The sequence below is a fragment of the Paenibacillus sp. AD87 genome (assembly GCF_001659845.1).
GTDB lineage: Bacteria > Bacillota > Bacilli > Paenibacillales > Paenibacillaceae > Paenibacillus > Paenibacillus marchantiae.
The window spans coordinates 1,780,875-1,795,349 of record NZ_LXQN01000007.1; the positions used below are offsets into that span (position 1 = coordinate 1,780,875).

Genomic DNA, 14,475 nt, shown 5'->3' on the forward strand with positions numbered 1-14,475 from the left:
TTGCTATGCAAACGTATAATGAGAGCTTGAAGGGAGAGGAACGCCATGACCATCGAAGCCAGCTTCCGCCGGGCTAATCAAATATGCAATCGTTATATTACAAAAGTGGAGCAAACAGGGCTTTCATTGTCCATTTTGTATTGGGGATTCATGCCCGATCATTTCGACAATGCCTTCCACCGGCATTCCTTTTTTGAGGCTTGTTATGTGGTAGACGGTGAAGGAAGCTACATAGAACAAAACCAGCATTATGCTTTAAATAAAGGAACAGCATTTCTATCTCTTCCAGGCGTATGGCATCAAATTCGCAGCCAGACCGGACTGACACTTTCTTATGTGGCTTTCGAACTGGATGAAGTCCATACAGATGTTTATTATACTGAATCCTTCCGTCGCCTTGCCGAGCTTGGACAAAGCGTAGCGCAGCAAGCGGACCTTACGCCAACTGGCCATTTATGGCAAGCGCTCATTACTTCTTTCGACCAGCCTGGGGCAACTCTTCCTCTTGCTGTAAAGCAAATTTCCGCTTCTCTGCTGTTATCGATAGCAGATTTGCACGTTCCGACTCGAACAGACTCGGCCGATACGGGAGAGCAGCCCATTGAACAAAATACGTTGTTCCGACAGGCCAAACGATACATTGATGATAATTTGATCAATGAGCTTACACTTATGACGGTGTCGAGGCACCTCCACATTTCATCCCGTCACCTGACCCGGTTGTTTCAGGAAAATCTGGGGCAGTCCTTCGTCCACTACATTCAGGAACGACGTGTGCAGCAAGCCGCTGGGCTCTTATTAAATGAACAGACACCAATTAAAGATATCGCCATCAAGTGCGGGTTCCAATCCGTGCACTATTTTACCCGGATATTCACCCGCGAGCTTGGTGTTTCCCCGGCCAAATTCCGACGCAATCAGTTTGCCGAAGGCCGCTCTGGCAAAATGCATTACCCACCCCGAATGTCCTGATTGTACAAAAACACAGCTTGATCGTTTAAAGACAGCACCTCCAACTCCCTATACAATGATGAACATAAATCGATATAGAGTTGGAGGTTTTAAACATGCCCCGAATAGCCCCTTTGGCCTTTCAAACCAACCCAGTCAATTTCATTCAGCTTCAGCCCGACCAAGAGACAGAACCGGGGATCTGGAATGCGTATGAAGAATGGCTTGATCAAATTTGGCCCGAATGTGTACAGAATGATTTGCTTCCTTTTTATATGGTCATTGACGGTACGCATGGTGCCGCATTCAGCGAATGTCTGGAAATACTTCGGTCGCGCTGCCACCTAGAGAGCAGGGTTTTAATTGAGATTGACAGCGCTGATTATTTAAAGTCTTCTGCAGATTTGCTTCAGCAGTTTCACCCTTATCTGACGGATAACCGTGCTTTTGGCGTTGTAGCCTCGGACGTCAGCGTTAAGGATTATTTCCGGCCACATGCACAGTCGGTCTGGCTCAGTGATGTAGACGATCAACTTCGGCTTTATCACTCCGCTGAACATGCAGAGGTCCAGTCGCCAAACGTAGATCAGTTAGCCCCCATCGTTGTGACCTTTGGGCCAGGCTCTGGTTTCCTTTCTACAGCATCAGGTTTAACGAACGTTTCTCTATTTTGCGACTTATCGAGAGAAGCACAGCAGAAACTGCATCAGCAGGGGATGGGGTCTCTGGGGTTAGGTCCTTGCCTGGATACGGTCGAAACCTATAAACAGGCCTTGTTTCTGGAGTGGCCCGTCTGGGAGGAATATCGCAAACGCCACTTGTATGACTTTGACTACTACGTGGATACGAACAACCGGGAACGACCCATTTTGGTCACCGTTCCTATGCTGCGCCGACTTTTGGCTTCAACAGCCCAGCAGCCTTTTCGAGTAAAGCCGTATTTTGCACCGGGGATTTGGGGCGGACAGTATTTAAAAGAACTATGCGACCTACCTAAGGATTGGAATAACTGCGCATGGGGGTTTGAACCTATCGCACCGGAAAACACGATATTCATCGGTTATCGGGATTTTATAGTGGAGCTTCCTTTCCCGCTGCTACTGTCGGCTCATCCAGAAGCAATTATGGGCGAGCGTAATGTGCAACTGTTTGGCGACTATTTTCCGATCCGGTTTGATTATCTCGATACGATCGACGGGGATCATCTGTCTTTGCAGGTCCACCCCCAGCAGGCTTACATCGAGCAGACCTTCAACGAAACGATGACGCAGCAGGAATCCTATTACATTATGGAACAGAAGGAAGGCGCCAAACCTTTTGTGGGACTGGGTTTCACAGAGGGTACAACCGGGGAGGAGCTGCTTCAGGCGGTTGAATCGGCCCACACCTTGGGACAACCACTGAAGATCCCAGATTATGTGAACATTTGGGATGCGAATAAGGGTGACCTGTTTCTGATCCCGCCGGGAGCCGTACATTTTTCGGGCAAAAACAATCTGGTGCTGGAGATCTCTTCGACAACCTGGTGGTTTACCTTCAAAATATACGACCATTTGCGGCTAGACAGAGACGGGCGGCCGCGTCCGATCAACGGCGATCATGCCAGAGCCAACATGCAGGAACAGTTTGACACGGAATACGTTCAGAAGCAGTTGATAGCGGTTCCAAAGGAAAGCCGGGTACAGGGAGACAGCAGGGAAGAGCTGCTGGGCGAACGGGAGGATCTGCTTTTTCAGATCAAAAGATTAAAACTGGACGGAGAGTGGATCGACGACACGGCTGGAGAGTTTGTGATGTTCAACCTCGTAGAAGGCGATCGTGTGCGGCTGACTCCGTTGGATGATGAGGCAGCGGCTGTGGAGTGGGGGTACGCGGAAGCGTATATCGTTCCTGCCTCCGTAGGAGGTTTCCGTCTGGAGTCTCTGGGTGACCGATCGTGCACTCTGATCCGGGCACAGGTTTCGCCAGACTGGAACATGCCTCTGCTTCCGCATCACTGGAAATCTGGTGAACCTTTATGAACCCTGACGTAACGATTGCCATTGATGCCGGGGGGACCTTTTTGAAGGGTGTCGTTGTACTGAGTGACGGGAATCTTCTACCACAACTTTATGTCAAAAGGTCATCGCACTCCGACAGTAGCGCGTATGAAATCGCCTCCAATCTGGCTGGCGTGATCCAGGAGCTTGCCGCGGCATACGTCGCCTACATGGAGAGGCTAAGTACCGATAAAGGGACCCGGGCCACTTTTGCCAATTTTCACATCGGTTTTGCTTTCCCCGGCCCTTTTGAATACGACACAGGCGTTTCCCGTATCCAGGGATTGAATAAATACGAGCAGCTTTATGAATTCAATCTAAAAACACTGCTGCGGTGTGAATTAACGGCGCTTGCAGCGGAGCCCACTGCTCCTACATGGATGACCCAGCTTGCCGCCGCAGATATTCGTTTTGGCAATGATGCTGCCCTGTTCGCTCTGGGGGTCAGCAGGCTTTTTCCACAGGACAGATTGCTTTGCCTTACATTGGGAACGGGTCTTGGCTCCGCTTTCGTTGAGAACCGGTCCATTGTCAGTGGAAAATGGGGAATTCCCGACTCAGGCATGTTGTATGCCGAGCAATACAACGGAGGAACCGTGGATGATCTGTTCGGAAGCCGAGGGATTTTGGCCTTGGCAGATAGCCATGATGCTCGAAGGCAGGGAGAGGACGTGTACCATCTGGCCATAGCGGCCAGACAGGGAAATTCCTCCGCCATCCGTGTATGGCAACTTTACGGCCAGCGGCTTGGGGAAATGTTGCGTCCGTACGTGGCAGAGTTTCGCCCCGCTCGTCTGATCCTGGGCGGACAAATTGCCGAAACCCATGATCTGTTTGGCAGAGCACTTTCGGAAGCGCTCTTGCCCGAGAGGATTGCTCAGCATAATGAGAAACAAATGCAGGAGTATGTGTTCCACGGGATTTTCCAACTCGTAAAAGGTACCTAATCCACCAATAAAGGAGAAAAAAAGATGACACTCGAACAACAAATCAAACAGGCCGCCATCCCGACGCTTAAACGGAAATGGAAAATATATGTCATTCACCATTCCCATACTGACATTGGTTATACTGACCGGCAGGAGAAGATTGAACAATATCATATCGATTTTATCCGTCAGGCGCTGCGTATTGTTAATGATGCTCATAACGGTGTAAACCCCGAGTGGAAAGGGTTCCGTTGGACCTGCGAGACCTTCTGGGCTGTGGAGCAATTCCTGAAGCAGGCTCGAGACGAGGAAAAAGTTGCATTTGCTGATGCCGTGCGGCGCGGCGATATCGAGCTCTCCGGCACGTATTTGAATATGACCGAGCTGCCCGACCTACAGTTGTTGAACAAAATACACAGCAAAGCTCAGACATATGCCAAATCTATCGGTCACCCAATAGACAGTGCGATGACGGCGGATATCAATGGCTACAGCTGGGGATATGCCGATAGCCTGCTAAATAACGGAATCGGACATTTATTCAGCTGTATACATACTCATCACGGCATGTATGCGCTGGGCCGCAAGCAGTCCCCTTTCTGGTGGGAAGCTCCAAGTGGGGAACGCCTGCTGGTCTGGAATGGAGACCACTACATGCTTGGCAACGAGCTTGGCTTCTGTCCTGGTGCGCTTGGCAAATACATGATTCGTGATGAATTCGGCCACAGACTTGTGGAACCGGCGAACATTCATAATCAAATCGCCAATATTCGCATCCACCGGTACTTGGCCCAGCTTGAGGCGGAGCAGTATCCATACGATTTCGTGCCGATGATGCTGTCTGGATTGCCCACAGACAACGGATCGCCCAATAGCTCAATTATGGAATGGATCGATGGATGGAACCGTCAAAACGGCGAGGGAATCTCCGTGGAGATGAGTACGTTGAGTGGCTTTTTTGCCCGCTTGAAGCAGGAAGGGACGGATGGTCTGCCTGTGCATAAAGGGGATTGGCCAGACTGGTGGTCGGACGGTGTAAGCTCCACACCGATGCACACTCAGATTTACCGTGACGCACAGCGGACTCTTCGCAAGGTGGAAAAGCTCGACCCTGAACAGAAAAGTGTTAGTCTCCAGGAAATCGAGGCTGTAGAGCAGGCGCTTACTCTTTATGCCGAACACACTTGGGGGTATCACTCCTCTGTTTATGAACCGTGGCACAAAAATGTGCAGATGCTTGAGGTTCGCAAGACAGCTCACGCTGCAGAGGCAAGCAAGCTTGCTTACCGCGCGCTAGATCAGGTGCTGCTTGCCGATAATGCCGCCACCTTGTACCCGGGGCGTCCTTATCGCTTCAAGGTAACGAATCTCTCGGAGCGGGAGGTAACCGAGTTGGTTCAGTTGAAGCTTGAAGGATGGGAACCGGATGAGCTATTGAACGGAGTAGAAGTAATCCGGGAGGACACGGGACAGGTGCTGATCCAGCAGTCAAGCCACCCGCAGACGATTATTGCGGAGCTTAAACTCCAAGGCATGGAGAGTTGCATACTGATTCTTCGCCCACTCCTGGCAGCGCAGAAGAGTCTTTCTTCCTTAACGTCAACCTCCAATTCGAAGCTGATCGGCGCTGACCAGGTGTACGATATGGAGGATATGTATTCCTTAACGATAGGCGGACAGCAAGCGCGGATCTCCGTTTGCCAAACTGGGCTGGAGTCCCCTTTTGTACGCTTGACTTGGTCGAAAGAGCGCGGCATTGTGTCGTGGATCGATAAGGAGACAGGACGCGAACTGCTGAAAGCGGATGATCTGTATGGTGCATTTACACCCATCTATGAGGTGACCAATCCGGCGAACCCTGCGGTTGCATCTCAGGTATGGAGCGTCCGTTCCAAAATGGGACGCAACCGTAAAGGCTTGAACGTGGAGCGTTCGGTTGGTCAGCTTATCTCCGTGCGAGCGGTGGATAACGGACCGCTGTATGCTACCGTTGAGCTTGGTTATCAGCTCAAGGGTATCGCCTATTTTTCACTACACTTGCGGATCTATACCTGTCAAAACCGGATGGATATTTCGGCGCGGTTCCATAAAGAGAGCATCTGGAATCCGGAGAACGTTTATCTGGCCCTGCCGTTCAACCCGGGAGGCACTGGGCCGGTTACCCTGTTTGCCGACAAGCCAGGAGGCCTCGTTCGCCCCTGGAAGGATCAGATTCCGGGAACTTGCCTGGATTATTCCGCTGTACAGTCGGGCATTGCCTGGCAGGATCATGACCGCAGTCTGCTGCTCGCTGTCCCGGACACACCTCTCGTGCAATGGGGAACGCTGGATTACGGGACCAGAAAGGTCCACACCCAGCAAACGCCTGACGCTCAACCGGAAGCCTATGCCTGGCTGATGACGAATTATTGGGAAACGAATTTCAAAGCGACCTTGGGCGGCTTCTATGAGTTTCAATATCATATTTCGGCTGGCAGCAGACTTTCAGCTGAAGATATGGCCGCAGCTCTGCAGGCGTTGAACGAGCCATTTGTAGTTACCCGGGTTAACGAAAAATAAACCGAAAAGCAAAAGCCCTGACTCATTTAAGATCAGGGCAGTCATTAGATAACACGTAGCAGATATAGCTTATAGCCAACAAAACAACAACCAGCAGGCTTCCATGTGGAGGCTTGCTGGTTGTTGGCGTTCGGTCTTTTAGTTCGTGTAAGATTTGGCGTTTTTGCTTAATGATGTAGTTAAAGCTGAAATGTATTTAAACCTACTCTTGAGCTGCCTCTAGCTCAGTAATTTGCGCTTTGTATTGCTTCAGAAGGTCGGCAAGGGAAGTCTTGATTGCCGCTTCGTCCTTAGCTGTTACAGCATTATTCAAATTACTTTGTGCTAAGAAGAATGCACTGGCAGCTGTAGTACCGCTAAATTGAAGACTTTCAGCATTTGCTATAACCGCGCTTGTTGTTCCGGTTGATTTTTCGTCAAGATTCAGAGGGCTGACGGCAATTGCCACTCCAGATTCTGCATTCTCAACTAATCCTTTCAGATCCGAACTGCTTGTGGTAATGGAGAAAGACAAGGTGTTCTTATTTTCGGAATTAGGTAATTTTTCGGCTTTTACACTCTCAACTGAGGTAAGTTTGCCTTCCTCAACCTTTAAGGCCTGCATTTCTTTGATCTCACCTGGTTTGGCGTTCTCGGAAACTTTCTTCCATTCGTCAGAGTCTACGTCAACAGCAACCAAAGTGGCCATTACTTGGGATGTATAGTTTTGTGAAAGCAGTTTATTGTAACGGGCTAGCGTTTTTTCCCATTCGCTTACTGTTTCTGGCGCGTACTTTTTGGCCTGCTCCACCGGATTAGCCAATGTAAAGGTCGCAATGGCGGATTTAGCTTCTTTCAAGGTAGCAGTTCCATTTGTAACAGCATTTGCGTTAGCGGCGCTGTCGGCATTCGCGACAATCGGTGCGGAGATCGCAGTGAGCAGTAGGGCGGACAGGGCAACATTTCTGAATTTAAAACTGTAGTTCATTTCGTAACACTCCTTATGGTTTGGTTTGTCTTACAGTTATCAATTTACCGAAGGAGTGTGGCACAATATTGGTGTAATTGTGGAAAAACAATGGCAAAGCTCTTCCCATATATATACCTTTGGTATACTCACTATAGAGAAAAGTACAGGAGGCCCCGTTCATGAATAACGATTACCTCATCGCAGTTGTAGATGATGACGAAAATATACGCACATTGATTCAAGCTTATTTGCACAAAGAGAACTATCGAACGATAGGCCTTGCTAATGCCGAGGATGCCTGGTCCTTATATAGAATAAGTCCGCCGAGCATGTGGGTGATGGATATTATGCTGCCCGGAATGGATGGCTATGAATTGTGCAAACGCATCCGTAATGAAGGAGAGGTACCCATTATTATGATCTCGGCGAAGGATAATGAGGTGGACAAAATACTTGGCCTTGAGCTAGGCAGTGACGATTATCTAGTGAAGCCTTTCAGCCCCCGTGAGCTGGTAGCCCGCATCAAGCGGCAGCTGGAACGTTGGATTAGACTTACCGGTGCGGAAGAAAGAGCTCTTGTAAGCGAAGCGGTGACGCCACGAATCGATACGGGGGAGCTTCAATTAATGTTGGAAGAGAGGCGGGCCATATGGCGAGGGGAAGAAGTGGACCTGACGAGCAAAGAGTTCACCATGCTCAAGGTACTGGCTGAACATCCGAATCGTGCGTTTACGAGGGACGAGCTGCTCAGTTTTGTCTGGGGAGAAGATTATTTTGGCAGTGACCGTGCCGTGGATCATTTAATTAAGCGGATTCGCAAAAAAATTGAGGAACTTCCCGTCGAGTCGGTGTGGGGACACGGGTATCGTATGCGTACAGATCGGAGTGAAGTTTAATATGAAACTTGTTCATCAAATTAACCTTGCGTTCGGATTGTCACTGGTTCTAATCCTCTCCGTCACGGCCGTCTTACTTCATTATGTGCTGCTGGATCATTTCATTGGGACAGAGAAGAATGATCTCAAGACGTTAAGTGCGGCGATGTCCGCTTCTATAACGAAAGCAGGGGATATCACAATGAGTCCTATACTTTCCACTGGAGCTGCGGTCACGATGCCTAATTCGAATATTTCGGGTATGCAGTCCGTCCAGTTGGTAACGGGAGAGGTTACGAGTGCTCCTTCAACACTCATTCCTGCGGATGTTGAAGCCTTTGTCACTGATTTTAACGGAAATGTGCTGTCAGGGACTTTGTCTGTGAGTGGTACAACCGGAATGGCGAGCAGTAACAAATTGACTGAAGCCGTACCAGCAAACTTGTCTAAATACACAGCGGTCACTTCGTCCAGCATTAAGGACCTGTGGAAGGGAACAGATGGGCGTTATGTGATGGATGTCAGTCCCATCCCCCAAGGAACCCTGACTCTGTTGACTCCCATGAGCAAGATCAAAGCAATCGAACAGGCGCTTCTGGGGCGTCTCATCCTGGTGATCTGTATCGTTGGAGCCATTATGTTCCTGCTCAGTTTGTTTATTACGAAAAGGCTGATTCAGCCATTGATGAATCTGAAGCAGGAACTTAAGAAGGTCAAACAACGTCATTTCACGGATGTGCAGTTGGTCAAGGCTGGCGGTGAGATTGGAGCTGTGGCACAGACGGTATACGAGATGGCTGGTGAACTGAACAGGTTCAATGAGGTGCAGAAGCAGTTTTTCCAGAATGCTTCTCATGAGCTGAAGACCCCTCTGATGTCCATTGCAGGCTATGCGGAGGGCATTCGAGATGGAATCTTTGAAGGTGAGAACGTTCGTAAAGGACTGGACGTGATCCTGGGGGAGAGCGGTAGATTAGGCAAGATTGTGACCGAAATGACGCTGCTTGCGAAGCTGGATAGTGAAGAGGATATCTTCAAACCTTCCAAGGTCAGTCTGAACGAATTGTTGACGGAAACATCCGAACGTGTCAATCCGCTGCTTGTAAAGAAAGGACTTACACTCCATATCGCCTGCCCAGAGAATAAAGAGCTGTTCGTCATGGCTGATCAGGATAAACTGCTGCAGGCACTGCTCAACGTGGTGACGAATGCTGCAAGATACGCCAAAGAAGAAATTCACATCACTGCAAACTTGGAAAAAGGGAAGATCGCGCTATCCGTCTCAGATGACGGTCCCGGCTTTCCGCAGGAGCTGCTGCCCACCTTATTCCACCGTTTTGTCAAAGGAAAAGATGGTGATTCCGGACTGGGTCTGGCGATTGCCCGGGCCATTGTGGAACGCTGCGGCGGGCTGATTCAGGCCACCAACCATAAGGAGGGAGGAGCTGTAATTTCGTTCGGCTTCCCTGCGGCTCAACGTGTTTGAAAGGAAAGGAGGCTAGTATATCCTTCTAGTTGCACCAAACCTCGAAGTGAGAGAAATAGAGGAAATACTCGAAGGGGTTCGTGTCGCCAATCACCAATATAAATACTCCGCTTTATTTGCTTTGTGTTTACTCTGCTCTCCCTGCCATATAGGGAGAGCTTTTTTTGAGTTTTGAGTACGGATGTGATGGCATGCTGCAGATATCACCATATGGATGCTTTGAATTCCTTATGACAGCAGCGATTCCTTATTCATTGTCGCATTTTTACGGAAATCTAGCGGAGCTTGATTATAGTATTTTTTGAACTGATGGTAGAAGTGGCTGACGTTCTCAAATCCCGCTTCCAGTGCAATCTCAAGCACGCGAAGCTCAGTCGTGAGCAGCAAGTTTTTGGCTACATTCAGCCGAAGCTGATTAATATACTCTGTTGGTGTCTGATTCAGATATTGACGAAAGGCACGGTTCACATGACCAACGCTTCGACCTGACAATTCATAGAGCGCATGAAGACCACGAATCATGTTTTCTTTCAGCTGCATTTTGGAGATCGCATGCTCAAGCCACAGCGGGAGAATGGGTTGTTCAATGGTATCCAACTCAAAGAAATGCTGCGTAAAAATCTGAATAATCAGCCCTTTTGCGTATACGCGAGCCTTCTTCTTATCCACTGTGGAGAGCATCATAATCCGTTCAAAGCTTCGAACGATCTCTGTCATTTCTAACTGAGATAACATGGCAATCTGGGGAACGGGAGCCTGCAAGAGTCCTTGCGCATACTTCTGTTCATTCAAGTAGGCCAAAGCTTCATCTATTACTGTGGATCGACAAGGGCTATTCAGAAAACGGCAGTCCTGAGTGCCTTCCGGCTCATAACGGTGAATATCATGCGGTCGAATAAAGACAAGGCAGCCCGGCCTTAAATGCTGGGTTGTTCCATTGACGATATGTTGGCACTGCCCTTCACTTAGAATGAAGAACTCGTAAAAGTCATGGGTATGCTCGGGTGATACTTTCGATAAGGAATCGACCCAGAACGGATCTACGAGCAGGTCGGAATGGATGTGAGTAGACGCTGTGTATTTGATCATGGCTCTAACCTCTCCAATTAATTGTTAATATCAAAATAGCACACGAATTCCGTGAACACAACATAAGAAAGAATGGAGGCCTCTTGATAGAATGAAATAGATTACAAAGACATCAGGAGGTATCACAAATGTTGCTTATCGATCTCAATGGCAGGTGGCAAATGAAGAGAGTGGATCATACCGAATGGCTTCCGGCTACGGTTCCAGGTTCGGTCTTTAATGATTTGCTTCAAGAAGGACAAATGGAAGACCCTTACTACCGCGAGCAAGAGCAGGCGGCACTTGAATTGTGTAATTATGATTATGAATACAAACACTCTTTTGAAGTAAGCGCAGCGGATCTCAAGCATGACCGGATCATCCTGTTATGTGAAGGGTTGGATACAATTGGCGAATTGTTTCTGAATGGAATGAATATCGCGAATGTAAGTAATATGCACAGTACTTATGAAATCGATATTACCTCCTTTATCAAACAAGGTGAAAATACCATACACATTATTCTTCGTTCCCCTGTGGAGTATGTACTGCGTAAACAAGCCGAGCGCCCGTTGATTAACTGCAGTGATGCAGTAGAAGGAATCTCCCATTTGCGTAAAGCACACTCCATGTTCGGTTGGGACTGGGGTCCACAATTACCTGATTTGGGAATCTGGCGGAATATCTCCATTCAAGGCTATGATCATGCCCGTTTGGAAGATGTCTACATTACACAGATGCATAGCGAAGGTAAGGTAACCTTAGATGTTCGCGTAAGGGCATCTAGTTGGGTCCAAGAAGAGCGTGAGATCATGGTCACATTAGATACACCATCCGGGGAGACGTTGAAAGGATGCACGTCTGTCGTGAATGATGGGGATCATCATATCTGGATTGAAGTGGACCATCCCGAGTTATGGTGGCCGAATGGTCTGGGCAAACAGCCATTGTATCAGCTGAGCGTTGCGCTTATAGAACAAGGCGTGGAGCTGGATCGTGATGATAAGCGCATTGGACTGAGAACATTAACTGTGAAGCAAGAGCAGGATCAGTGGGGTGAGTCCTTCGAATTCGAAGTGAACGGTGTATCTTTTTTCTCGATGGGTGCTGACTATATTCCGGAAGATAACATCTTGCCGCGCTGTAACCCAGATCGGACAGAACGATTGATCAAGAGCTGTGCGCAAGCCCATTTCAATACAATTCGTGTCTGGGGTGGGGGACATTATCCGGAGAATTACTTCTATGATTTGTGCGACGAATACGGCTTGATTGTATGGCAGGACTTGATGTATGCCTGCGGGGTATATGAACTGACTGAGGAATTCAAGCAATCGATTACAAAAGAGACCATCGATAACATGAAACGCTTGCGTCATCATGCCTCATTAGGAATCTGGTGTGGAAACAATGAGCAGGAGATGGCTTGGGTCGAATGGGACTGGGCGAAGAAAACATCCTTACAGTTACAAGCAGACTACATTAAGCAATACGAGGTATTACTCCCAGCTATTGCGAAGGAATACGATCCGAACACGTTCTACTGGTTAGCTTCACCTTCATCCAAAGGCAGTTTTGACAATCCAAACGATGAAAATTACGGAGACATGCATTACTGGGATGTGTGGCATGGCAAGAAACCTTTTACCGAATTCCGCACATTGTTCCCGCGCTACATGTCCGAATTCGGATTGCAATCCTTCCCGAATCACAAGACCATAGAGACGTTTACGTTGCCGGAAGACCGCAATATCTTCTCACCGGTCATGGAATCTCATCAGAAGAATGGTACGGGCAATGAGAAAATTCTGTATTACATCGGGGAGACGTATCGCTTGCCACAAGATTTCAATTCCCTGTTATACGCTTCACAGCTCATTCAGGCTGAAGGAATCTCATGTGGGGTTGAACACTGGCGCAGACATCGTGGACGCTGTATGGGAGCACTGTACTGGCAGTTGAATGATTGCTGGCCTGTTGCTTCCTGGTCCAGTATCGATTACTTTGGTCGCTGGAAAGCACTGCATTATGCAGCCAAACGCTTTTTCGCGCCTGTTCTTGTATCGGCTCGGGAAGATGGTTCGAAGGTAGAAATTCACGTGTCGAATGAGAGTAGGAGTGCTGTAAAAGGAGAATTGAAATGGAGGCTCATGGATTCGCAATCCAATGAAATCGTAGCTTCTTCAAAAGTAATTGATTTGAAAGCGTTATCAACCTCATTATTCGAACAGCTTGATTTCACTGAGATGCTCGATACAACTGCTAAGAAACGGAATACGTATTTACAGTTTTCCTTTGTGGTGGATGGTGAAGTTGTCAGCGAAGGTACAGTGTTATTTGTGAAGCCAAAGCATTTTGGTTTTATTGATCCTGCGATTGAGACCACGATGACAGAAGAAGAGGATCATTTTGTTATAACGGTTGATTCGAAAGCTTTTGCACGGTTTGTGGAGCTGGATTTCAGTGAAATAGACGGTATTTTCAGTAACAATTATTTTGACTTGTCAGCAGGTGAAAGAAGGACCATTTCTCTGAAGAAAGATGATCTCAACAAACCGGCATCCCTTGAAGAACTGCAATCACAGCTAATCGTACGCAGCGTATTTGATTTGTAAGTTGTTACTTCGCCTTTTCTGATATTGCCAATCCAATCAATAGAAATCCGATCGTTATTATATGTTACCGCTTTCAATTGATCTCTATACTGATGGCAGAGGTGGTTAAATGATTGAACGACTGGCAAAATACCGTTGGCAATATGTAATGATTCTACCTGGTGCAATCCTGCTGCTTCTCTTCAGCTACATTCCGATGGTGGGCATCCAGGTAGCATTCAAGGATTTTCACATCGGCAGCACGATGTGGAGTAGTGCATGGGTTGGTTTGGAAAACTTCTCATTTTTGCAAGATGAACAGTTCTGGATTGTGGTGAAGAATACAATTTACATCGCGATTCTCAAGTTTGTGTTCGGATTTCCAGCTCCTATTATTTTGGCATTGCTCATCAATGAGGTGAAAAACAACAAATACAAGCGGTTTGTCCAATCCGTAAGTTATCTTCCGCATTTCTTTTCGTGGATCGTGGTGGCTTACATTCTGCAATCCCTGCTGACGTTGGACGGCGGATTGGTCAATCAGTTGATAGAGAAGCTCGGGGGAGATTCAGTCTTTTTCTTGGGATCCACGGAGTGGTTCCGGCCCATGATCGTAGTGAGCGGTCTATGGAAGGAGGTAGGCTGGAATACGATCTTGTATCTGGCGGCAATTACAACGATTGACCCGCAGCTCTATGAAGCAGCTAGGGTGGAAGGAGCAGGACGGCTCGCACAAATTCGCAACATTACCCTGCCGGGTATAATGCCGACCATCTCCATCGTGTTGATTCTCAGTATGCCTGGACTGATTGCAGTAGGCATGGATCAAATCTATCCTCTGATGAATCCGGCCAATCAGCCAGTCGCGGATGTGCTAGACACATATATTTTACGCAATGGCTTGCAGCAAGGTTATTTTGGAATGGCCACTGCAGTGGGTCTCCTTTCTTCGGTCATCAGTCTGGTGTTGGTACTATGCACCAATCAGATGGCGCGAAAGTTCAACGGAGAGGGGCTTTGGTAAT

At 48.1% G+C, this 14,475-nt stretch carries 10 protein-coding genes; 8 read left to right on the forward strand and 2 right to left on the reverse strand.

What is annotated here, in order from left to right:
• The first annotated feature begins 45 nt into the window (after nt 1-45).
• The 4 genes from gpAD87_RS08110 (at nt 46) to gpAD87_RS08125 (ending at nt 6,478) form a co-directional block, all read left to right on the forward strand.
• Entirely contained in the window at nt 46-972 is a 927-nt protein-coding gene (locus gpAD87_RS08110; RefSeq protein WP_064637377.1) for an AraC family transcriptional regulator, read from the forward strand.
• Nucleotides 973-1,067: 95 nt separating this feature from the next.
• Nucleotides 1,068-2,972: a class I mannose-6-phosphate isomerase gene (locus gpAD87_RS08115; RefSeq protein WP_064637379.1), complete on the forward strand. Its 1,905-nt coding sequence runs from the start codon at nt 1,068-1,070 to the stop codon at nt 2,970-2,972.
• On the forward strand, nt 2,969-3,937 hold the full coding sequence (locus gpAD87_RS08120; RefSeq protein WP_064637381.1) for an ROK family protein: 969 nt from the start codon (nt 2,969-2,971) through the stop codon (nt 3,935-3,937). Before gpAD87_RS08115 ends, gpAD87_RS08120 begins: the two co-directional genes overlap by 4 nt.
• A 24-nt stretch (nt 3,938-3,961) precedes the next feature.
• Entirely contained in the window at nt 3,962-6,478 is a 2,517-nt protein-coding gene (locus tag gpAD87_RS08125; protein WP_064637383.1) for a glycoside hydrolase family 38 C-terminal domain-containing protein, read from the forward strand.
• 202 nt (nt 6,479-6,680) lie between these two features.
• On the opposite strand, the gene gpAD87_RS08130 is transcribed toward gpAD87_RS08125, so the two are convergent.
• The gene (locus gpAD87_RS08130) at nt 6,681-7,445 is read right to left on the reverse strand and encodes a hypothetical protein (RefSeq protein ID WP_064637385.1); all 765 of its coding nucleotides are present in this window, start codon (nt 7,443-7,445) and stop codon (nt 6,681-6,683) included.
• 161 nt (nt 7,446-7,606) lie between these two features.
• Here gpAD87_RS08130 and gpAD87_RS08135 point away from each other — a divergent pair, with 161 nt between their 5' ends.
• Both gpAD87_RS08135 and gpAD87_RS08140 read left to right on the forward strand, forming a co-directional pair.
• Nucleotides 7,607-8,323 carry a response regulator transcription factor gene (locus gpAD87_RS08135; RefSeq protein WP_064637386.1) on the forward strand — a complete coding sequence of 239 codons (717 nt, stop codon included), beginning with the start codon at nt 7,607-7,609 and terminating at the stop codon, nt 8,321-8,323.
• A gap of 1 nt (nt 8,324) precedes the next feature.
• Nucleotides 8,325-9,788: a sensor histidine kinase gene (locus gpAD87_RS08140; protein ID WP_064637388.1), complete on the forward strand. Its 1,464-nt coding sequence runs from the start codon at nt 8,325-8,327 to the stop codon at nt 9,786-9,788.
• Between the two features lie 228 nt (nt 9,789-10,016).
• Here the strand turns inward: gpAD87_RS08140 and gpAD87_RS08145 are convergent, their stop codons facing one another.
• Nucleotides 10,017-10,877 (reverse strand): AraC family transcriptional regulator, encoded by an 861-nt coding sequence (locus gpAD87_RS08145; RefSeq protein ID WP_064637390.1) that lies wholly within the window; start codon nt 10,875-10,877, stop codon nt 10,017-10,019.
• 128 nt (nt 10,878-11,005) lie between these two features.
• On the opposite strand from gpAD87_RS08145, the gene gpAD87_RS08150 reads away from it, so the two are divergent.
• Complete coding sequence (locus tag gpAD87_RS08150) at nt 11,006-13,471, forward strand: beta-mannosidase (protein WP_064637392.1); 2,466 nt, start codon at nt 11,006-11,008, stop codon at nt 13,469-13,471.
• A gap of 109 nt (nt 13,472-13,580) precedes the next feature.
• Nucleotides 13,581-14,474, forward strand: coding sequence for an ABC transporter permease (locus tag gpAD87_RS08155; protein ID WP_063562694.1), 894 nt, complete (start codon nt 13,581-13,583; stop codon nt 14,472-14,474).
• The last annotated feature ends 1 nt before the right edge of the window (nt 14,475 follow it).

Bases quoted from the DNA above. Each gene is read 5' to 3' on its own strand.
- gpAD87_RS08140 (WP_064637388.1), top strand. From the start codon at position 8,325: ATGAAACTTGTTCATCAAATTAACCTTGCGTTCGGATTGTCACTGGTT.
- gpAD87_RS08150 (WP_064637392.1), top strand. From the start codon at position 11,006: ATGTTGCTTATCGATCTCAATGGCAGGTGGCAAATGAAGAGAGTGGAT.
- gpAD87_RS08145 (WP_064637390.1), bottom strand. From the start codon at position 10,877: ATGATCAAATACACAGCGTCTACTCACATCCATTCCGACCTGCTCGTA.
- gpAD87_RS08120 (WP_064637381.1), top strand. From the start codon at position 2,969: ATGAACCCTGACGTAACGATTGCCATTGATGCCGGGGGGACCTTTTTG.
- gpAD87_RS08125 (WP_064637383.1), top strand. From the start codon at position 3,962: ATGACACTCGAACAACAAATCAAACAGGCCGCCATCCCGACGCTTAAA.
- gpAD87_RS08130 (WP_064637385.1), bottom strand. From the start codon at position 7,445: ATGAACTACAGTTTTAAATTCAGAAATGTTGCCCTGTCCGCCCTACTG.
- gpAD87_RS08115 (WP_064637379.1), top strand. From the start codon at position 1,068: ATGCCCCGAATAGCCCCTTTGGCCTTTCAAACCAACCCAGTCAATTTC.
- gpAD87_RS08135 (WP_064637386.1), top strand. From the start codon at position 7,607: ATGAATAACGATTACCTCATCGCAGTTGTAGATGATGACGAAAATATA.
- gpAD87_RS08155 (WP_063562694.1), top strand. From the start codon at position 13,581: ATGATTGAACGACTGGCAAAATACCGTTGGCAATATGTAATGATTCTA.
- gpAD87_RS08110 (WP_064637377.1), top strand. From the start codon at position 46: ATGACCATCGAAGCCAGCTTCCGCCGGGCTAATCAAATATGCAATCGT.